We start from the raw sequence: 21,055 nt of genomic DNA, 5'->3' as shown, positions 1-21,055 counted from the left end.
TTATTTCAAGTTGAGAGTCGATTGTTTTGCACCAGAACCGTTCGATCCGCTTGCGATGACTTTGTAAGTCCCTTTCGTAAGGCCTTTTTTGAACGTGAACGTGTACGTTCCTGTCCAGCTCGCCTGTACTTTGGCGACTTGCTTGCCTTTCGCGTCTTTCAAGACGACCGTCGCACCCGGTGTTGTTTTCCCGATCAAGGCGCGTGTGCCTGCCTTCACACCTTTCGTCGTCTTCGGTGTCACGATTGATCCATTTTTTAACTCGAACGATGTTGTCTTGACTACTTTTCCTGATACATCTTTCGCTTCGATTTCATATTTTGCTGCAAAGAATCCTGTACTTCTCTTGAATGTGAAGTTCCCATTCTCGTCAGCTTTCGCATAGTCTACTTTTTTCCCGTCTCGTTTAAGGACGAGCGTAGCCCCTTCCGTCGTTTTTCCAGTCAACACGGTTGTATTCGTGTACGTCAAACGTTTCGAGATAGCTGGAGTTCCGACAAAACCTGCACCGACGACTTTCGTTTCCGTCATCGTCTTCCCATTCAATTCGCTTTCAATCGTCAATGACTGACGGAGTTTGAGCGGTTTGACCGTCAAACGGTACATGCCTTCTGCATCGGCTGTCGTTGTCGCGAGAACCGTTTTGCCATCTTTTAATGTCACGTTTGCAGATGGAGCCGTCTTCCCAGTCACGACTTTTGCACCCGGTTTGATGACATCGACCGCGAGCGTCAAGTCAGTTGGCGCCACTTCGAGCTCTGCCGTATAGGTCCGGAAGAGGCGACCTGCCGCATCCTCACGCGTCGCGTCCGTCGCTTCGATACCTTCGTAAAGGTTCAAGTACTGCTTACCCGCATCCGCTGTTTCAAATGTCACCGAACGTTTCGCATCCGCGACAATCTTCCAGTTGTTGTCGGCTTTGTAGTCTAAGTTACTGCCACTCGACACAATATAGTCCGAGATGACGTTACGTGTCTCATACGCTGAGCGATAGACGATGTTCTTCCCACCACCGAGACCTGGGAACGATGAAGAACCCGCGCGATAGTTATTCGTCGCGACCAAGAATTCTTGGTCCATTTTGATCGGTTGTCCGTTGTACTCGACGTTCTTCACGCGGTTCGCGTTCGCATTGACGAGCTTCCCGCCGACATCGAACATCGCAGGACCCGTGACATCGATCTCATACGTCAAACCGTCGAGAATATCGAAGTTGTAGCTACGGAATTGAAGGTTGAGTAAGTTTTCGCCATCTTCTTCGATTTGGTCAAACGCACCCGCTGACATCTCGAGCCAATCCATGACATCTTTTCCTGTCACTTTGACGACTTCGAGCGTGTTCGGATACACGTAAAGGTCCGCGACGTTTTTCAAAGCAATTTGCCCTTTCGGGATATTCGTATAGTAGCTCGCATCTGTCAATTCACGACCACCCGCTTTGAACGGTGCGCCTGCTGACAAGAGTGGTAACTCTTTATAAGCAGAAAGTTCTGGGTTCGTCTCGAGTTCTTTCTCGACATACCACTTCTGTGCGTTCGTCACGAACTGAACCGATGCGTCGTCACGGACCAGTGCGAAGTAGCTTTGGATGTCATCTTGAATCTCACCGACCGGTTGGTTGATATAGTCGATTGTCGCCAAGTGGTCGTCTTCGATCAACGCTTGAATCGTCGGGTCGACCGCCGTATCAGCCGTCACCGTATCGAGTGCTGCTGACGCATCAACGATTTGCCATTTCCCATCCACGAGTTCAAGTTCAAAGTCGATGACGCCGAGGTCCTTCCCTTGGTTATTCGCCATGACGACCGGTTTGCCATTGATTGTCCCCTTCGTCATATCGACGTTCGGGAACGAAGCGAACATGCCTTTCGCATCCGGGAAGCGACCGTGTTGGTGTCCCGTCATGACCATGTCGAGCCCGTCAATCTTCGTGAGTGCGTAACCGACGTTCTCTTCGCTGTCGAGTTGCTCATCCGCGAGCGCTGCACTGTCACCGATCCCTGAGTGCGCGAGAGCGACGACGACGTCCGCTCCCTGGTCTTTTAATTTTTGTACTGCTTCACGTGCGGACGGGATGATATCCTCTGCCGTCACACGACCTTGAAGGTTCCCCGAATCCCATGACATGATTTTCGGAGGGACGACTCCGAATACGCCGACTTTGATCGTATGTGTTTCTCCATCCAGGTCTGTGACCGTTCGTTCGATGATTTGGACCTCTTGTCCATCCACGTTGAACTTCGAGACGATCGGGTTGCCTTCTAAATCTTTGACGTTCGAGTTGACGAAACGCAGTTTCCCTTTCGACCCCTCCATCGCGTTGTATAAGAATTCGAGACCAAAGTTGAATTCATGGTTCCCGAGTGTGACGGCATCGTAGTTCAATGCCGCCATCGCCTTGTACATCGGATGTTCGAACGCTTCATTTTTTCCAGCTTGGCTCTCACGGACGTAATCGCCAAACGGTGTCCCCTGAATCGTATCCCCGTTATCGAACAAGAATGTGTTCGTTTCCCCAGCGGCTGTACGATGTTCATTGATGAGTGTCGCGACTTTCGTCAATCCGATCGTGTTATCGACCTTGTCTTGGAAGTAGTCGTAGTTCGTGATGTTCGTATGTAAGTCTGTCGTCTCTAAGAAACGGAGCTTGACGATATCCTCGTCCACTTCTGCCAAGACGTTCGGTGCCTGTAGCGGCAAAACGGTTGGTAACACGAGCGCAGTCGCGATCGACCATTTCAATGCGGTTTTCATGTGATTGTCCCCTTTTTCTGGTTGATAATTGTCTAACCATATTCAATATAACACCAGCTGTCTTTCCCTCCTATTAATTTTTTGTATAAAAATAGACCTAATTCCCTTTACAAAAATTAGGTCTATCATCCTATTATTGTTTGATACGAACAGTAAACGGTCCATCTCCGTCAATTTCTTCAAATGTGACTGATACCGGGTACGCATGTTTACCGTAGACCGACTCTTCGAGACGAATCATCGTGAAGCCGACCACGTCCTCCCCACTCACGAGTTCAAGCGGGAGTTTCTCAACGTTCAAGTGGCGGTCGTAGCCGTTGCGAAGGAGAATCGTCGCCGTGACGTCCGTCTCTTCCTTCTCCACCGACACGAGCATCAAGTTGAACTCGTTCTCTCCGACTGGCGGTGTCGAGATGTTCGTCCGCATGAGCTGTTGCCATGCAACCTTCGAGAACTTCGCTTCTTCTTCCGATGACACGGGCTGAAGCGGATCGATCGGGTTCATTTGGAAGACGAGTCGGAGCGAGTCGTAGGATTCTATTTCTCCGAACATCTCATCTAAGAAGAAGTCCAAATAAACCGGTTTGCTCGTCCACGCCTCAAAGCTCGGCAATTCAGAACGTCCGAGGACTTTCCGGCCGATCGGGACGTTATTCGCGTCTAACAAGAGGACCGGCAATTCGTTGATTTCGAACGAGCTCGGAAGCGTGTTGCGGAACAACGCCACGATCGACAAATCATGCCCGAGCGATTCGGCATTCAACAACTCAATCGAGAGTTGATTGTCGAGAAGTGGAGGGAGTCGTTTCGCATGATAACGGAAGACGTACTCGTCCTCTTTCGGGATCCCCATCGCATCGTCGATCACGAGCGTCAATTGGCGCCCTTCCTCTTTATTTCCTGTCTCAATCTGTTTACGTTTACGAAATCCTAGCATTATACTTCCTCCTCTGCCATCTCGGCGAAGTAACGGTCGAGTTGGCATAGTTCCGTCGTGACATCCCGTGCGATATTGATATACGTCTGTTCGAAGATTTCCAGTCCTTCTTTTCCGAACTGACGGCTCGGGTCTTCCTGACCGTAGCTGCGAAGCCCGATCCCTTCTTTCAATCCGCTCATCGTCGTCAAATGATCCGTCCACTTCATGTCGACGGCGCGGAGAAGCGACTCTTTCGCGAAGAGGACGATGTCGTCCTGTTCGAGGCGCGACGCCGTCGTAGCGATGATCGCCTCCATCCAGTCGTTTAAAGCATCCTTCAGTTCACGTGTATCGGCGATGTCATTCGCCCATGTCGGCTCCTGCATCGTCAAGTATCGCAAGTCTTCTTTCAACTCATCGATCGGCCATTCCTCAGGTACGAGTTCATCCGATACATGCATGTCGATGCTATTCTCGAGGGCGAGACGCATCATCCCGAGGACGTTTTTCGTGATGGCATCCGCATCGGCGTTGACGGCCTGGTTACGAATCGTATAGATGATATTCCGTTGCTCGTTCAAGACGTCATCGAGTTTGAACAAGTAGTCCCGAATCGAGACGCCGAGTCCTTCGATCGTCGTCTGCGCATATTCGATGATCTCGATCGCATCTTTCGTTGAGACCTCACCTGTCGCACTCGGCTTCAACTTCTTCTCCACGCGTTCTAACTTCTGAGCCGCATAACGTTTCACGATCTCATCTTCGAGCGAGACGAAGAACTCGGTCGCACCCGGGTCGCCTTGACGTCCCGAACGACCGCGGAGCTGGTTGTCGACACGTTTTGACTCATGCCGCTCCGTCCCGATGACGAAGAGACCGCCCGCTTCCTTCGCTTTTGCATCGAGCGTGATGTCCGTTCCACGTCCGGCCATGTTCGTCGCAATCGTCACTTTGCCGAATTGACCGGCGTCCGCGATGATATCCGCTTCCTGAGCGACCGTCTTCGCGTTCAACACGTCATGCTCGATCCGCTTCTTCTTCAAATGCTTGCTGATGGCTTCCGATTGTGCGATCGAGGTCGTCCCGATCAAGACCGGACGTCCCGTCGCATGTAGTTCTGCCACTTTCTCAGTGACCGCCGCATACTTTTGCTCGGTCGTCATGAAGATGCGGTCCGGATGGTCGACACGCTGACGTTCGCGGTTCGTCGGCACTTGGACGACGTCCATGTTGTACGTCTTCAAGAACTCTTGACGTGACGTCTGAGCCGTCCCCGTCATCCCACCGACGAGCGGGTACATGCGGAAATAGTGCTGAATCGTAATTTCCGCCGTCGTCTTGTTCTCTTCGGTGATGGTGACGCCTTCTTTCGCCTCGAGCGCCTGATGCAACCCTTCCGACAGGCTTCGTCCTTCCATGATGCGTCCCGTGAACAAGTCGATGAGTTCAATCTTGTCTTCTCGGACGATATAGTCGACGTCAAGCTCAAACAAGACGTTCGCACGGAGCGCCTGGACGAGATAGTGATAGAGCACCTGGTGTGAGGCGCTGAACAGGTTATCGATGGCGAACAGCTCTTCAATCTTGACGATCCCTGCTTCCGTGAACGTCGCAGATTTCGACTCGAGGTCGACCTCGTAGTCGGTCTCCTCGAACTCAGAAATGATCTGTTGTGCCAACTGTTTCAACCGGATATGTGACCGGTCCTTCTGCGCGATGATGAGCGGCGTCTTCGCCTCATCGATCAAGATGCTGTCGACTTCATCGACGATGGCGAAATGGAAAGGACGTTGGACCCGTTCTTCCGGCTTATGGACAAGGTTGTCACGCAAGTAGTCAAACCCGAACTCTGTCCCGACCCCATACGTGATATCTGCCTGATATGCGGAACGCTTCTCGTCCGCTTCGATGTCTGGTACGTTCAAACCGACCGTCAACCCGAGGAAGTCATGGATCTTCCCGATTTGTTCCGCGTCACGTCTCGCCAAATAATCGTTGACCGTGATGACGTGGACGCCTTTTCCTTCGAGCGCCTTGACGTAACTCGGCAAAGCGGCGACGAGCGTCTTCCCTTCCCCCGTCGGCATCTCCGAGATGTTCCCTTCGAGGAGGGCGAACCCACCGATGAGCTGGACGTCATAGTGACGCATTCCGAGCACACGGACTGACGCTTCGCGGACGAGAGCGAACCCTTCTTCCGCGATGTCGTCCACTTTTTTTCCATCCAAGAGACGTGCTTTGAGCGTCTCCGTATATGTACGCATCTCGTCATCCGAGAGGGCTTTCATCGTTGTCTCTAATTCATTAATACGCGCGACCCGTCGTTCGTACGCTTTCAAACGCCGGCTTTGATCATTCGTTAACTGTTTTACAAATTGGATCACACTAATAGCCTCCATCTTTCTATCAATTCATCACTTACATACCCGTCTATTATAACGAAAATCGAACCAATTCGGAGACTTTTTTACGAAAACTTCCTAAAAGTTGGTTTTTTGACACGTGAAAACCTATAAATTTTGGTTAATTTTCAAAAAGTATTTGTAAAAATATTTTCAATTCACTATTTGAGATGACGTGAGACCGTGTTACGATGAAAAAAACAGAACATTTGTTCGTAAAAAGGAGTGGTGACGATGCGCAGACGAATCTTTTGTATCGACAGCGTCTCGTTCTATGCCAGTTGCGAGTGCGCCGCGCGCAACAAAAATCCTTACAAGACAAAGCTCGTCGTCCTCTCGAACCTCCAGGACAGCGGGGCACTCGTCCTCGCGGCGACCCCGAAAATGAAGCAGCTCGGAATCAAGACCGGGTCACGTCGCTTCCACATCGACCGCCTCCCGTGGCACGAACGACGAGACGTTTTGTATGCCGAGGCGCGGATGAGTCATTATTTGAACGTCTCCATTCAAATCATCCACATCCTGCATCAGTTCGCCCCGCCCGAGGCGATTCGCGTCTATTCGATTGATGAGACGCTCGTCGACATGAGCGGGACGGAGCGGCTGTTCGGAAATGACGAGCACGTCGCCCACCTCATGCGTGCGACGATCTTTCGCTATACAGGCATTCCCGTCACCATCGGCATCGGACCGAACAACGTCCTCGCCAAGCTCGTCCTCGATTTGCATGCGAAAAAGAAAGGTGTCGCCACATGTCTCCTCCATGACGTCGAACGGCTCATCCACCCGGCGCCGATCGAGAAGATGTGGGGCGTCGGGACGAAGATGGCGGTCCACCTGCAGCGGCTCGGCATCTGGACGATTGGGGACTTGGCCCGCTACCCGCTCGAATCCCTTCATGAAAAGTTCGGTGTCATCGGTGCAGAACTTTGGCATCACGCTTGGGGCATCGACGAGTCGCCGACCATCCTGCCGGCGAGCTCCTTGTTCGGTGCGAAACGGATGCGACCGAAGTCGATCGGACACGGCATCACCCTCATGAAAGACTACACGACGTATTCCGCAATCCGGCTCGTCTTACAAGCGATCGCGGTCGAAGTCGGCATGCGAACCAGGCAAGCGGGACTCGTCGGAGGGACGATCCATCTCGGGGTGCGCTATACGCGGACGAGCGACCGGGGTGGCTTCAGTAAACAAAAGAAGCTCCCCCGCTTCACAGCGGACGAGCAAGAGTTTCTCCCGATCTTATTGCAGCTATTTTTAGACGGCTGGGAAGAGACGGAGGCCGTCCGTTACGTCTCGGTCGCTCTCGGCAAGCTCGAGCCACGGAGCGATCACGTCCAGTTATCGTTCTTCGAAGACGAATGGGCGAAAGCGAAACGGCTCGACTTCCTCGATTTGATCGACGGCCTGAACGTCCGGTTCGGTCGTGGCACGATCCGACCGGCGTCGAGCCTACTAAAAGACAGTCCGCTCCGGACGCGCCAACGTCTAATCGGCGGACATAAACAAGGAGGCGATTACTCATGAGCAAGACCCGCTATCGTGACCGGGGTGAGTTGAAATGGATCCCATTTCTCATGCCCGAGCACGTCGCCCTACTGAAACGTTATTATGCCCAAATCCAAAAGATCGAACTGCCCGACTTGGACGAACAACTCCTCTACCTCTGGCAGACCGAGCTCGAACGGGCCATCCGTGAAGGCGACCAAGTCGAAGTGACCCTGTTCGTGGACGGCTTGACGACAAGCATGCGCGGCTACGTCCATGCCATCTATTACGCCGAGCGCGAGGTCGAGCTGTTCGACGGCAAAGTGCGCCGCGTCCCGTTCGGCGACATCTTGTCCGTTCGTTAAGATGCCTCGATCGCTTCCTGGGTCGTCTCGAACGTTTCAATCCCGTCGAGTAGCCCATAGTGAGCAAGCGTCGCGCGGACCGATGGCGACAAGTGCGCGAAGATGACATGCCGGTCGGCTGCTTTCAGCTCGGTGATGACACGCCGCAACTCTTCGACCGCGGTCACGTCGATGACCGGACAGCGGTGAAAGTTGAAGATGAACACGTTCGGTTCCCGATGGATGTGGTGGAGGACGTGCTCGAACAACTCGACTGCACCGAAGAAGAGCGGACCTTCGACACTGAAGACGATTTGGCCGTCCCGCGTGACGTACCGTTCTGTCCGTTCGCGTACATCAATCGTATCGGCCATTCGTTTCGCAAATAGCGCGAGCGCACAGATGACGCCGACCTCGACGGCGACGACCAAGTCGACGAATACCGTCAATAGTAATGTGACAAGAAGGACGAGCGACTCGGATGAACGATGACGCAACATCGCCATCACGTGATGGCGTTCGGACATGTTCCAGGCGACCCGCATCAAGATCGGAGCGAGTGCGGCGAGTGGCACATAACTCGCAAACGGGGCGAGGACGAGCACCGCAACGAGGACCGTGATCCCGTGGATGACACCGGCACGTCGGCTGACCGCTCCCGCCTGAATGTTTGTCGCCGTCCGGGCGATGGCACCTGTCGATGGGATCCCACCGAAGAACGGTGTGATCACGTTCGCAAGCCCTTGCCCGAACAGTTCCTTGTCTGGCTTCATCTTCGTCCCCGCCATCCCATCGGCGACCGTTCCCGAAAGAAGTGACTCGAGCGCACCGAGGAAGGCGATGGCGAACGCAGACGGAAGGAGCGTGGTGATCAAGTCGACGTCAATCGCGAGCCAGTTGAATGTCGGCAGTCCGCTTGGGATACCGCCGTAGGCACTCCCGATGGTCGCGACCTCACCCGGGATGAGGAGACTGACGAACGTCGGGACAAGCATCGCCATGAGTAAGAGCGGTAAACGAAACGGCAGCTTCGGCACGAGCCAAAGCGTCAAGAAGCCGATCCCGGCAATGACAATCGGCCACATGGACGCTTCGGGCAACGCCTGACCGAGACGAAGCAGATTCTCATGAAAATGTGGCGCCTTCTCAAACGTGACCCCGAACAACTCATCGAGCTGGTCGACGAAGATGACGACGGCAATCCCTGCCGTGAAGCCGATGGTGACGGCACGAGGCATGAAGCGGATGAGCCGTCCGACCCGAAGCACACTCATGAGGAGCAGTAAGATCCCCGCAAGAACGGTCGTGACGAGCAACCCCTCATATCCGTACGCGAGGACGACACCCGAGACAATCGGGATGAACGCTCCCGTCGGTCCGGCAATTTGGAACGTCGAACCTCCGAACATGCTGACGAGGATTCCCGCGAAGATGGACGTGTAGAGCCCATATACCGGTGGGACGCCTGAGGCGATGGCGAATGCCATGGCGAGCGGTATGGCGACGACACCGACCGTGATTCCGGCCGAGATGTCCTTTTGCCACATCTCACGTGTGGAGAGTGAGTCTTGCATCATACATTCCTTCTTTCCAATCAGTTCAAAAACGAGTTCAGTGTACGCCTGGAAAGAGGGCTTGTAAACGGGTTGAGAAAAACGTTAACAGAATGTACAAAACAAGAAGCATCACGTCTATAATTGGTTAAAGAGACCATCGTTCAGTCAAACATGTCCTAGCAAGCTGTTTGAGCGAATCGTTCAATTCGAATAACCGAGTGGTGATGGCCAACTTATCTCCATAACGAATGATATCTTCTCGCATCAATTCTTCTTGGCTTAACAACTGATGATGGAGATACACCGTCTCGAGTAATTGGAGCAGTTGTTCCCCTCGAACTTCACGAATGATGGACTCGTCTCCGTCACAATAACCTTCGAGAAAACCTGTTGCTATGGCTTTCAATTGTTCTTCACACGTATCAAACCGATGCTTTCGGTAGCGCTCCGTTTGTGACAATGCGAGAAAGTAGTTCTCATATAAATTCATGAAGTTCCCTGCCATACCTCGCGGTGCATAGACGATTGGATACGGGTCGATTAAACAGACACGATTTCCTTTCACTAAAATATTTTCTGGAGACGCATCTTGGTTAACGAGACTTGGGACAGAAACCTGTTTGTTCCGCAATTCTGTCGCCGCATGAAGCATTTGCGCTACTACATCGTCTTGAATTTCAGGATATGCTTCACACAACACTTTGTAATCTGCCAACTGTTCATCACTTTCTTCTCGGACAAACGTATGTAGATCCCCGCTCAAGCTACCATGCAGCTTCTCTTCTTCCGTCCAAATCAAATATCCGAGTCCTTCGACACCGTGTTCAATTTGATCCGTTTTCCGATAGATTTCCCCTACTTGGACTCCGATATGGGCAGCTTGCTCTATCGTCATTGTATGTAACGAAAGTGAATCGCCTCCGAACGACTCTAATGTATACGTGAAATCAGGAGATACGTAGAATTCGTAAAAATCAGGCACCGCTCCAGGAACGGCTTGGTTGACGGACTGATAATATAGCTTCGTAGCTGCGTACTCTGCCGTCAAGGCATTAGAATCGAACGCCACTCGCTTTCCATACGCCACTTCTTTCGGAATCCGAAGAACCCGTTCGCAACCATCTTTTACGACTTTCCACGCCTCATGCCAAGCACCCTCACCAAGAAATCTCGGTTCGGCGACCTCGGCATGCCTAAACAATTTGAGCCGTTTTTCATTATTATTCATTTGCTGTGTCATCGATTCATTCAATCCTCCATATCTCAATTCAATCGCCTAATTCGAATGACTCGGCGTAGAGTGAAGACTTCACCATTTCCTCGGAAGGTAGATTCGTCCACGCCTCGACTTCTAAATCAGGATGTTCATGTAAATAGCCATTCACAATCTCTCCCCCGATTTGATAACCGCTCCATCTGGGAACGCCTAGGGTTTCATCCCCGTTCGTCAGTTGAGCATAATCCACTTGACCGGTCGCGATTTGGTCCATCAATTGCTCTCTGGTCGTAGGATCTAACTCATCCATCCAAACCGGTCTCACATCCGGATAAAGCGATTTTGCAAATGTATCCGCCTTCCCCTCCCCAACGATGTAATCCAATAGAGACGTCGAGCGCACTTCCGGATCTTCAGCGAGGACTGTATGGTGATACTCGTGCGCCATTACAAAAGCAAGCATTTCCAAATCCACGTCTTCGCGAACGAGAATCACGATGACATCTTTTTCTAACGCAAATGCGGTCACCCCGCCCATCGATTCAACCGCATTATCGAAATCCGTCAACAGAGGGGCAATGAAAACCACCTTATCCTCTCCCGCTAACTGTTTCGCTGAATCGCGTGCCGCTTGTTCGATCGTTCGTTGAATCTCAGTCTCTCGTGCCTTGAGTTGATCAATCCGTTCCGATAAAGCCTTTTTATACGGTGTCGGCGCAAAGAATGGACGTGCATACGCAAACGGAAGTGCTACGTCCAGTTCGTCCGCTGCATCTTTCATATCTTGAACGACGGTTTCCTCGAGCTTCGCTTGATCACCTTGTCGAGAAGATGCCTCGTCACTTTCGTTTAAGTAATTGGCATAGCTCTCGTACAAGGGGACGAACGTGAACGTTTGATTCGTGTCTGTTTTGACGATACGCCATGCTGACTCAGTATCCGAAGGGTCCGAAACTTCAGAGGGCGAACAGCCGCTTGTGATGAAGATTATTATGAATAGAATGAAGAGTCGTTGCTTTTTCACATGTATATCTTTCCTTTCTGTGTAAGGTTACATTGATTGTACCGTATTTCCAAAAAATAGAATAAAAAAGACGCACCTTTCGATGCGCCTCCCTTCAATTCGTCGGAGCCTCTACGACTTGATCGCCATCTTCCGCGTCTTTCGCCAGCAACTTCACATGACGACCGAACAGCCACATGACGACGAGATGGGCTTTCGCCTGCGTCTTCGTATAGAACCACCACGGAAGTGCCGGTACGAACTCATGGATGGCGACGAGTCCTTCATCCGACTCCGGTAATCGTCGGAACTCGAGACGCCCTGTCTGATCCTCTTCACTTAACTTGACGAACTTGCCCCCGTCAATCGCAAAGGATGCCATATCGTCCGTCGCTTCTTGTTCAAGCGATAGATGAAGCGCGACGAACGATGGATCGAGAAGCGCAATCTCCCAATCATCGTCTTCTTTTGTCGTCTGAATGAGCGGATACATAAAACGACCGAGCCACTCGAAGTACGTGTCCGCCATCCAAAGCGCCGACTTTTCTTCCGGCAGACCGAACCGCTGAATCGAACGGACGGTATACGATTTCGGTTGCTTTTTCTTCTTACCGCCCGAGGACTGCTTCTCTTCTTCCTCAAGCGCATGTTCGACCGCCTGTTTGAACGAAATCTCTCCCTGAGCGATACCTTCGACCGTGTCTTCTGCGACCATCGCGTGCCCCATGCTCTCGACGAGCGGATAGACGGTCGCCTTCGGTTCACCCGTGACCGCCATGACCCACAGGCGCGATAGTTTGATTGTCGGGAACGGGAAGTCGATCAAGACGCGACGCTTATCCATGACTTCGGCCGTCTGCTCGATCATCTTCCGATACGTCATCACCTCAGGACCCCCGATGTCGATATGACGGTCATAAAGCGACTCGGCACCAACGACCGAGATGAGCGCCTGAACGGCTTCCCGGATGTCGATCGGGTGTGTTTCCGTCTTCGTCCAGCGTGGCAAAATCATCGTCGGCAAACGCTTGACGAGCTTCGCTAAAATCGGGAACGACGAACCTTCCGGACCAATGATGAGTCCTGCCCGTATCGTCGTCACCGGCACGCCCTGACCACCGAGAATGCGTTCGACCTCAAGTCGACTCTTCAAGTGACGCGACAACGTCTTCTCTTGTTTCGGGATGATCCCACTCAAATAGACGATCTGCTCAATGTCGTTCGCCTTCGTCGCCCGGGCGAAGTTATCGGCAATGAGCGCGTCCATGTCCTCGAACGTCGCCTGCGTCAAGCCGCCATCCGGAATCATCGAGTGCACGAGGAACATCGCGTAATCCGCGCCCTCACATGCTTCTTTTGTTGCCTCATATGAAAACAAATCACAGGCACGCCACGTGATATGGGCCTCATCTTCTTTATTCTTCGTCGCTCGCGATAACGCGATGATGTCATACTCTTCCTTCAGCTGCTCCATCACGTTCGAGCCGATATAGCCGCTCGCCCCCGCAATGACAATCGTTTTTCGCATAATGGTCACTCCCCTAATTATTCGCATAGAGGTAATGTACCCTTCTTTTTTAAAAGATAAATCAGTCTAAGTATGTAGAGCCTGCTCGACCGATTCATACTAAAATGAGAATAATTAGAAAAAGGAGGGATATTCATGGGATTTTGGTACTTTCTTTTGCTTGGATTGGGAGTAATCCTCATCGTGCGAGGGATTGCAAGTAGCGCGAAACAAGGTGGACTGATTTTAGTCGGACTTGTGATGGTCGGGGTATCCATATTTATGTTCCAAGATGGCAGTGCGGACTTGGTCGCGAATTGGTTGGATCAAATCACCGGTCAATAAGTCACATTCTCGAGTAATCGCGAGGTCCATTGACAACCTTTTAACGTCTTCAATCTTGAATTGATATGGAAGGAGCTCGACAATGAAACAGTTCAAACGAGTAGGTGTTGTGGCGTTATTCGCCTTGATTGGATTTGCTCTTTTCCATTATGCGACCGAGTCGAAGACAGGTTCCGCTGCATGGACGACAGAAGCTGCGACACATCACTTCAAAGATATCTTAGAAGCGCAGCGAGAGGCGATTGAAGCGCATACTCCTCTTGAGAATATCGAGCGAACGAAACTGTCACACGAAGATGACGTCGTCCGGCTCCTCCTCGGTCAGCGGGATTGGGTCGAGCAATTCCACTATACGATTCAGGAGGTACAAGTGGAAGAAAAAGGTGGACTTCTATACGCAAATGCTTATGTGACAAGAAATCTTCAATTTGAGAGTGGTGTCACGACCGGGCTTGGTGACGAGATGACGATTCAATTGAGGTCTCCGAATGAGACGATCGAAGAGGTGGAGCTCGACAATCATAGCGTGACACAATCAGGCCAACCCTTTTTCAAACGCTGGATCAGTCGAGTGTTTGACTGAACAAATCCCACTTTCCGATTGGAGAGTGGGATTCTTTTTTAAAACGATAAATCTAAACCAGTACCATCATCAAGAAGTTCTCCGTTTTTAGCGGTATAGTCAACACGAATCTCGGCTCGCTTCAAGATGAGTGAACACCAATCCCGCCAAAAGCCACTTCAAGTAACGTTTCATGTCGACTCCTCTCATAACTGTTTGTTCATGGCGATGGACGCTTCTTGGAATCCGAGTCGTTTATATAATCGCTGTGCGTCTGGATTCGTACCGAATACACTTAGTCCAATGGATGTTGCGCCAAGTTCTTCTGAGGCAACTCTTTCAAGTTTCTCAAACACCGCTGTCGCATACCCTTGCCCACGGTACGTCTCTTCAATCAAAATGTGATATATGAAAACGCGTTTTGATTCAGCTTGAAACGCATACCACAAAATTCCGACACGAGTGTCTCCGTTCATCACATGAACAATCGTCTGTCCTTCACCGGGTTGATTGTCTGGGAAGAGATCCCGAATCAATTGAGTCGATTCCTCTTGCGCCAACACCATCGGAAGTTGATAGTTGCGCGCGACATCTTTTGCATAATCGTCAATCAACCAAGTCACATAATTCGCGATTTCTGGTCCCGTCATCCTGACAAAATGAATGGTCATCTGTTTACCCCTAATCGTTTTCCCTTAGTGTAACATACAATTTTTGGAATCACTGTTTCTAGTGAAGTTCAGGATTTTGTAAGGTTGCCGCAGATTATATGTAAGGTGCTCCCTTCATACTCGGAAGAGGAAATTGAAAGGAGACATCTATATGAAAGCCACACCATCACATGAACGAATCAATGTCCTCGATACACTACGAGGCTTCGCCTTATTCGGGATTGTTTTTATGAACATTCTCAGTTTATTACGTCCGAGCGACCCAAACACCGTCATGGAACATTACTATATATACGCCCTTCACATCTTCATCGACGGGAAGTTCTTTATGATCTTCTCATTTTTGTTTGGCGTCGGGTTCTATCTCTTTATTCACCGAGCAATAGAGCGTGGAGATCGCGCATACGTTTTATTTACGAAACGATTGCTCCTCTTACTCGGCTTCGGCTTGATTCATATGCAATTTCAGCCGGGGGAGGCGCTAACGATTTATGCCGTGAGCGGGCTGCTCCTCCTGTTCGCATACCGTCTTCCTCGGTCAGTTAATTTGATTCTAGGTCTGATCGGACTAACTGTACTCGCTTATACCGGCACGAAACTGTTAATGCCGCTTGCTCTCATCTTGCTCGGGCTTGCAGCGGGGCAGTATGAGGTGTTTCGTCACGTCCATACGCACCGGGTACGTTGGCAGGTCGGACTGGTCGTTACCGGTATTTTATCCGCCGGATTTGTCTGGCTACAATATACGAATTTACCAAGCTTATCGTATTTCAATGTCGGCTACACCCCGACTAATGAAGAAATTCAAGCATATATCCGTATGCTCGACTATTCGAATTGGTCAGCTCCCTTTTTAGCGGCGTTCTATATCACCATCCTTGTCAATATGAGTCAACTACGGACGACACGTTCCTGGTTCGCCCCACTTCAAGCGTTTGGTCGTATGGCGTTGACGAATTACTTGCTTCAAACTGCACTTATGGTGACTGTTGCTACATTCGGACAGACGTTCACAACGATTGAAACAGGACTATGGGCAATCGTCAGCAACGCCGTATTGATCGTATTCAGTATGGTATGGCTTCGCCGTTTCACATACGGACCGATGGAAAAGGTATGGCGGCTTGGGACATACTCTCGCTTCGGACAAGGTATCCTATCGTCAAAATAATGTAATGTTGAGGAAGGACAGCTGTCAAAAGTGTCCTTCCTCAATTGTGTTTGCAGGAGTGAATTCAATTTCATATGCTTCACCAAGCTCTCCTTGTAAACGCTTCGAAAGTAAGTCTCCTTCACGATTATGTTGCTCCACCTTGATTTCCCATCCTTTAGCAAGTGCATCCGTGTCCCAGTCAATCCATTCTCCGAATCGACTAACCCATTCATAGAAATCACGCTTCAATTGGTCAGAAATCGTAAACTCATTCAATTCTATATTGTATCGACAGGTCGCACACCATATCGGGTCCGCCCCCACATCCGCCTCTATAGTGATTCTTTTCAAATTTTCACAATCACAAATCCTTTTCATTCATTCGCCCCCAGGTTTAAGGTTAGATTCTGCATACGTATTCAAAATTAGGAGGATATCCTTTTGATTTATTCAGTCGAGAAACGTAGAAATGAAAATGGTGTGCAGATTATCTTTCATACAATTAATGGCTTAAGTGGATTAGATGAGACTAGTTGGTTATTCCCTTATTCAGTGACACGAACTAAAGAAAACCATTGGTCTACGCGAACAAATGATTTTCTAGGTTTAATATAAAGTGTCTTTAGCAACTTCATTTGTTGGATCTAGAACAAGAATTTTTTCCGCGATGGACTTTGCTTGTTCATCACTTACAATCTTTTCTGGGACGATGTTCAGAAATAACAGGTTCTCTAAGCGCTTCACATCTGCAGCATCAGTCAAATCCACGGCTCTTTGAGCATGGTATAAGGAAGAGGTATAAGCCCCTTCAATGTGGCAAAGGGGCTGTGATAGGACTTGAAAAGCTAAGTCATGTAATTTATCGTCCTCTGTGTCCAATAACAGATAGACGAGTACGGAGTAATTCGACAGATTTTCATTATCATACGCCAAAGTTAATAAATCATTTTTAAATGTTTCAAAATCAGTAGTTTGATAGATGTCTTATACTTCTTTAAACCGGCCTGACACAATTAAAGTTTCTAAATTATTTGACACTGTTTATTCACCTACGCATTACTTATTTCTTTTTCTCCATGGATTATGGTAATGAAGCATTTGTGCACTTATAAAGATTAATTTTGGATATAATGGGTTTAAATGTTAAAATTAAAAATCGAAGGGGGACTTTAAATGATCAAAAAAAATCTTATGGGTACTATTGATGATGGGGTTAACTCTATTTATTATTACTTTACAAATCAATCGATTGGGTGAACTGACACCGGAGATACAAATGACATTATTTATGTCGCTAGGAATTGTTGTCGTATTATTTATTCCACCACTCATCATGTCGTTCTTTTCAAATCCAATTATTTCATATCTAAACATTGCATACCAGGGAGTAATCGCTATATCTTTTTTAGGAATGTTGCCTATTGGTTTTATGATTCCAAACGGTATGTTTACAGCGATTATAGCATTGCTTGGGGTCGGGATTAGCTCGATGAGTATCATAACAATTTTAAGAACTAAAGAACTGAGTATTAGAAACTAACATACAAATATTCAAGTGAAAGTTAAAAGTGATGTGCTGATGTCTATGCTGTTCAACTATAGTGAATACTAAAACAAAAGTCGAACCTGTTTAATTAGGTTCGACTCTTTTCATGCCTTCGGAGTCCAATTGTTTTCATAGCCATTTTGAACGGCATAGTGATACAAATGAATGAGTTTCGATTCTTTGTATGTAGACATGTGTTCTGCCGTACGCAGTTCATGATTTCGTTCTACCAAATTGTAAAGATAATCGATATTCGCTAATCGATTATTTTTACTCGTATTACATGTCGGGCATGACAGCACAAAATTCCATAAGACATCATTTTGCATATAAGACCAAGGAATGAAATGATCCACGTGAATTTGTTTTACAGGCTTTAGGCAATAGAAGCACATTGAGTGCCCCTGACTTAATAAAATTTGTTTAAACTCCTCAAGCGATTGGCGGACAGCAGAGGAAGAACGATGGACGTACCATGAATTTCTGCATGAAGTGTTTCATTACGAACAAAAGCGACGCGAGCAGAAACTACAGGATCGGCTGACGAGATGGGCGAACTTCCCTGTAGAACGTCACCTGGATGAGTTTGAGCTTGAACATCTACGCTCGATTGGTGTACGCCAGTTCAAGCAACTGAGAGAGTTGAACTGGCTTAAAAGCCATCATAATTTGATTCTTTTGGGTCCCCCTGGGACCGGCAAGACCCACCTCGCCATCGGTCTAGGACTTGACGCCATAAAGATTGGGAAGAAAGTCAGCTTCGTTGCGATGGGGGAAGCTCTTCACCTTCTAAAAACCCGGAATGTCATCCGTCGTTCCGAAGTCCGTTACAAACGACTCGTCGAGTCGGAACTTGTCATTCTGGATGACATGATGTACATGGCATTGAAGCAACGTGAGACCAATCTTCTTTTTCAACTTATCAATGAGCTTTATGAAAAAAGCTCAATCATTCTAACGTCGAATAAGCGACCAGAAAGCTGGGGCGAATTGATTGGTGAGCAAGGAATCGTCACAGCTATTCTTGATCGGCTCTTACATCGTGCAGAAATCATTCAAATGGACGAGGAAAGCTACCGGATGCGCTATCGCTCTACTATTTTTACAGAACATACAGAATGATCGAAAAGTGTTGTGCTTAAATCATCGTAAAATGACTTTTCTTCTTGACGGTCACAAAAGCATTGTTCATTTGATATTAACAACTGTAGAGGATAACAATACTTCAACTCAGCTAAATAGACATTGAGTATTGTAAACCCTCTCTAAGGGATAATTACGACAGAAATCGTCCGGTCTTTATCGTCATCTTCATCCGAGGCATTATAATACTTCTCCAAAAGAGTACTTAGTTCTCCTTGGAAATCCTTGAAAGATTCATCTGATAAATTCAGCTTTACTAAAGAAAAAGTGGATTGATCTTGCTGGTCTTCGGTCTTACTTTTCTCATAGTAATTTTTATAATTTTGTAAGATGTACATGAAGTAAAACGAGACAAAATCAATTTTCTCACTATAAGTAGCTGAGTTCCAATCTTCTTCATTGATTTTATATCCTTCAGTATTCAAGGCATAAAACTTCTCTTCTACTTTGCCTACTTTTTGAAATCCCACTACCTTAAGCAAGTTGTCGTTCATCATAAAATTCACTTGTCGATATAAAGTAGACTGTGGAACATCTTTTAATAGTTCATTTAATTGTCTTATCGATAAACCTTGTTCAATGTCAATCAATTCTAAAGCAATTTTAAATCTCACCTGATTTTTGAATAAATTAAAATCCATGTTGTTTAGCATCCTTTGCTAATAATTTACCGTAAATTTTCTCTTCAATTTTCTCAACTTCATCTAAAGTATAAATATCTACTAAACTCAATACTATACCTTCATTCTCTTCAATCCAATTTTTTATCTTTACCAACTGGATAGAGTCAACACCTAAATCAAACAATGAATCTTTTTCGCTAATCTTATTTAATGACAGTACGTCAATCAACATCGTTCTAAAGTCACTCGAAAGTCCTGTTAAATGATCCGAATCACTTGTATCTGTCATAAATCCATGTCGTTCAGCTGCTAAGTCCAATAATTTTTTTGAATCGATTTTTCCATTACTCGTCAGAGGAAATTCAGAAATGTTGAATATAACGTTAGGCAGTTCATACAGTGCTAGACTTGCACTTAAATGATTTTTAATTTCTGTATTGTCTAACGGAACATCCTTTTCATATACTAATACGATTTTATCCTTGCTATCCTCTTGTTTCATCAAAAGAACTTTTGTTTTAAAGGCGAACACTTTCTGAAATTGATTCGCGATGTGGTTCAGGCTAACTCTATAACCATTTACTTTTGCCCTCGAATCTTGCCTCCCGATGAATTTGATATGATGTGGCGAAACAAACTGACCAATGTCACCTGTAAGGTATAAGTATCCTAACGTTTCATGGAATATAAAGGTCTCTTTCGTTTTTTTATGAGATGAATTATAAAATTAAGTGCAACACCCAAAAGTGAACACAAAAAAGCCCATGACGCTTTCCTCGTGTAGAATGAAGTCACCACAACACACATTCAGACGGAGGAAATCTCATGAGCTACACCCATCTTACCACAACGGAACGCGTGAAAATAGAGACCTATCTGGAGCTCGGGATGTCCATCCGGTCCATCGCGAGACGGCTCGGGCGTCATCCCTCGACCGTCTCGCGGGAGGTCAGACGGAACCCCGGCTATGAATCCGGACGTGCCCAGCAGCGCTACGTGAAGAAGAAGTCAAACTGCGGCGCCAAGACGAAGCTCGACGAGGCGACTCGCCGGACGATCACCGAGAAGCTGTGGGCGACCTGGTCGCCGGAACAGATCGCCGGTCGTTTCTTCGACGGGGAAATCGCCTTCTCGACCATCTATCACTGGATCTACTCGGGACGGATTGACGTGCCGACATCCGTTCTCCGCCAGAAGGGCAAGCGTCAAAAGCCGGTCGAGACGCGGGGGCGATTCAATGTCGGATTGTCCATCGCCAAGCGCCCGAGAGAGGTGCGTGCACGCAAGACATTCGGTCACCGGGAGCTCGACACCGTGGTCTCCGGACGTGGGAAGTCGAAGGCATGCGTCGCGACGTTCGTCGAGCGGAAGAGCCGGTTCTACATCGCCCTCCCGATGACGGACCGTAGCGCCTCCTCGATGGAGATGGCAATCCAGGCAGTGCACGGCGCCTTCCCCGTGGCCGCGTTCAGGACGGCGACGACGGACCGGGGCAAAGAGTTCAGCTGTCACGAGCGTATCCAGATGTCGCTCGGCGTGCCACTCTATTTCGCCGACCCGTACGCGTCCTGGCAACGAGGGAGCAACGAGAACGCCAACGGTCTCCTCCGCGAGTTCTTCCCGAAAGGAACGGACTTCGCGCAGGTCGGTGACGGCCAACTCGCGGACGCGCTCGCCAAGACCAACGGGCGACCGAGGAAGTGTTGCGCTTAATTTGACAAACCGTCTTAACAAAAGCGTTGACTTATTAATTTCCATTATTGATAATGGAAATAGAAAGGAGTGATTAAGTTGAACACAGACTTTAATGCACTTTTGGA

The 21,055-nt window shown here is 48.7% G+C and carries 20 protein-coding genes; 8 read left to right on the top strand and 12 right to left on the bottom strand.

Annotation, left to right across the window (positions count from 1 at the left end):
* The 3 genes from KNO79_RS03745 to secA2 all read right to left on the bottom strand — a co-directional run bounded on the left by KNO79_RS03745 (nucleotide 1) and on the right by secA2 (nucleotide 6,057).
* Entirely contained in the window at nucleotides 1-2,754 is a 2,754-nt protein-coding gene (locus tag KNO79_RS03745) for a bifunctional 2',3'-cyclic-nucleotide 2'-phosphodiesterase/3'-nucleotidase (protein WP_214690679.1), read from the bottom strand.
* Nucleotides 2,755-2,887: 133 nt separating this feature from the next.
* Nucleotides 2,888-3,691: an SLAP domain-containing protein gene (locus KNO79_RS03740; RefSeq protein WP_074036331.1), complete on the bottom strand. Its 804-nt coding sequence runs from the start codon at nucleotides 3,689-3,691 to the stop codon at nucleotides 2,888-2,890.
* Nucleotides 3,691-6,057: an accessory Sec system translocase SecA2 gene (gene secA2 / locus KNO79_RS03735; protein WP_214690678.1), complete on the bottom strand. Its 2,367-nt coding sequence runs from the start codon at nucleotides 6,055-6,057 to the stop codon at nucleotides 3,691-3,693. Before secA2 ends, KNO79_RS03740 begins: the two co-directional genes overlap by 1 nt.
* Before the next feature lie 252 nt (nucleotides 6,058-6,309).
* Between secA2 and KNO79_RS03730 the strand changes: the two genes are divergently transcribed.
* Together KNO79_RS03730 and KNO79_RS03725 are read left to right on the top strand one after the other, a co-directional pair.
* Nucleotides 6,310-7,605 carry a Y-family DNA polymerase gene (locus KNO79_RS03730; RefSeq protein ID WP_214690677.1) on the top strand — a complete coding sequence of 432 codons (1,296 nt, stop codon included), beginning with the start codon at nucleotides 6,310-6,312 and terminating at the stop codon, nucleotides 7,603-7,605.
* On the top strand, nucleotides 7,602-7,931 hold the full coding sequence (locus KNO79_RS03725; RefSeq protein WP_012726878.1) for a YolD-like family protein: 330 nt from the start codon (nucleotides 7,602-7,604) through the stop codon (nucleotides 7,929-7,931). The genes KNO79_RS03730 and KNO79_RS03725 overlap by 4 nt, the downstream gene beginning before the upstream one ends.
* On the opposite strand, the gene KNO79_RS03720 is transcribed toward KNO79_RS03725, so the two are convergent.
* The 4 genes from KNO79_RS03720 to KNO79_RS03705 all read right to left on the bottom strand — a co-directional run bounded on the left by KNO79_RS03720 (nucleotide 7,928) and on the right by KNO79_RS03705 (nucleotide 13,213).
* Nucleotides 7,928-9,484, bottom strand: coding sequence for a SulP family inorganic anion transporter (locus tag KNO79_RS03720; RefSeq protein WP_251125253.1), 1,557 nt, complete (start codon nucleotides 9,482-9,484; stop codon nucleotides 7,928-7,930). The genes KNO79_RS03725 and KNO79_RS03720 overlap by 4 nt on opposite strands.
* Nucleotides 9,485-9,611: 127 nt before the next feature.
* Nucleotides 9,612-10,706, bottom strand: a complete 1,095-nt coding sequence (locus tag KNO79_RS03715; RefSeq protein ID WP_251125254.1) for a hypothetical protein — start codon at nucleotides 10,704-10,706, stop codon at nucleotides 9,612-9,614.
* Between the two features lie 28 nt (nucleotides 10,707-10,734).
* Nucleotides 10,735-11,706: a DUF2268 domain-containing putative Zn-dependent protease gene (locus tag KNO79_RS03710; protein ID WP_214690675.1), complete on the bottom strand. Its 972-nt coding sequence runs from the start codon at nucleotides 11,704-11,706 to the stop codon at nucleotides 10,735-10,737.
* A 94-nt stretch (nucleotides 11,707-11,800) separates the two neighbouring features.
* On the bottom strand, nucleotides 11,801-13,213 hold the full coding sequence (locus KNO79_RS03705; protein ID WP_214690674.1) for an NAD-dependent epimerase/dehydratase family protein: 1,413 nt from the start codon (nucleotides 13,211-13,213) through the stop codon (nucleotides 11,801-11,803).
* 135 nt (nucleotides 13,214-13,348) lie between these two features.
* Between KNO79_RS03705 and KNO79_RS03700 the strand changes: the two genes are divergently transcribed.
* Nucleotides 13,349-13,537 (top strand): hypothetical protein, encoded by a 189-nt coding sequence (locus KNO79_RS03700; RefSeq protein ID WP_159562615.1) that lies wholly within the window; start codon nucleotides 13,349-13,351, stop codon nucleotides 13,535-13,537.
* 82 nt (nucleotides 13,538-13,619) lie between these two features.
* Nucleotides 13,620-14,120 (top strand): hypothetical protein, encoded by a 501-nt coding sequence (locus KNO79_RS03695; RefSeq protein ID WP_214690673.1) that lies wholly within the window; start codon nucleotides 13,620-13,622, stop codon nucleotides 14,118-14,120.
* 185 nt (nucleotides 14,121-14,305) lie between these two features.
* Here KNO79_RS03695 and KNO79_RS03690 read toward each other — a convergent pair whose 3' ends face one another.
* A complete protein-coding gene (locus KNO79_RS03690; RefSeq protein WP_214690672.1) occupies nucleotides 14,306-14,770 on the bottom strand; it encodes a GNAT family N-acetyltransferase in 465 nt (154 codons plus the stop codon).
* Nucleotides 14,771-14,921: 151 nt separating this feature from the next.
* On the opposite strand from KNO79_RS03690, the gene KNO79_RS03685 reads away from it, so the two are divergent.
* Entirely contained in the window at nucleotides 14,922-15,941 is a 1,020-nt protein-coding gene (locus KNO79_RS03685) for a DUF418 domain-containing protein (protein WP_214690671.1), read from the top strand.
* A 24-nt stretch (nucleotides 15,942-15,965) separates the two neighbouring features.
* Here KNO79_RS03685 and KNO79_RS03680 read toward each other — a convergent pair whose 3' ends face one another.
* The gene (locus KNO79_RS03680; protein ID WP_214690670.1) at nucleotides 15,966-16,301 is read right to left on the bottom strand and encodes a hypothetical protein; all 336 of its coding nucleotides are present in this window, start codon (nucleotides 16,299-16,301) and stop codon (nucleotides 15,966-15,968) included.
* A gap of 826 nt (nucleotides 16,302-17,127) precedes the next feature.
* Between KNO79_RS03680 and KNO79_RS03675 the strand changes: the two genes are divergently transcribed.
* Nucleotides 17,128-17,463: a hypothetical protein gene (locus tag KNO79_RS03675; RefSeq protein ID WP_214690669.1), complete on the top strand. Its 336-nt coding sequence runs from the start codon at nucleotides 17,128-17,130 to the stop codon at nucleotides 17,461-17,463.
* Between the two features lie 110 nt (nucleotides 17,464-17,573).
* Here KNO79_RS03675 and KNO79_RS15700 read toward each other — a convergent pair whose 3' ends face one another.
* Entirely contained in the window at nucleotides 17,574-17,864 is a 291-nt protein-coding gene (locus tag KNO79_RS15700) for an HNH endonuclease (RefSeq protein WP_214690668.1), read from the bottom strand.
* A gap of 22 nt (nucleotides 17,865-17,886) precedes the next feature.
* On the opposite strand from KNO79_RS15700, the gene istB reads away from it, so the two are divergent.
* Nucleotides 17,887-18,591: an IS21-like element helper ATPase IstB gene (istB, locus tag KNO79_RS03665; RefSeq protein ID WP_214691260.1), complete on the top strand. Its 705-nt coding sequence runs from the start codon at nucleotides 17,887-17,889 to the stop codon at nucleotides 18,589-18,591.
* Between the two features lie 143 nt (nucleotides 18,592-18,734).
* Here istB and KNO79_RS03660 read toward each other — a convergent pair whose 3' ends face one another.
* Both KNO79_RS03660 and KNO79_RS03655 read right to left on the bottom strand, forming a co-directional pair.
* Entirely contained in the window at nucleotides 18,735-19,253 is a 519-nt protein-coding gene (locus KNO79_RS03660; protein WP_214690667.1) for a helix-turn-helix domain-containing protein, read from the bottom strand.
* Entirely contained in the window at nucleotides 19,243-19,737 is a 495-nt protein-coding gene (locus tag KNO79_RS03655; RefSeq protein WP_214690666.1) for a phosphopantetheine-binding protein, read from the bottom strand. The genes KNO79_RS03660 and KNO79_RS03655 overlap by 11 nt, the downstream gene beginning before the upstream one ends.
* Before the next feature lie 323 nt (nucleotides 19,738-20,060).
* Here KNO79_RS03655 and KNO79_RS03650 point away from each other — a divergent pair, with 323 nt between their 5' ends.
* A complete protein-coding gene (locus KNO79_RS03650; protein WP_214690665.1) occupies nucleotides 20,061-20,948 on the top strand; it encodes an IS30 family transposase in 888 nt (295 codons plus the stop codon).
* Nucleotides 20,949-21,055: the final 107 nt, after the last annotated feature.

It is taken from the genome of Exiguobacterium sp. s43 (assembly GCF_018617255.1).
GTDB lineage: Bacteria > Bacillota > Bacilli > Exiguobacteriales > Exiguobacteriaceae > Exiguobacterium > Exiguobacterium profundum.
Note: the sequence above shows the minus strand (reverse complement) of the source record. Positions and strands in the feature narration are given on the sequence as shown.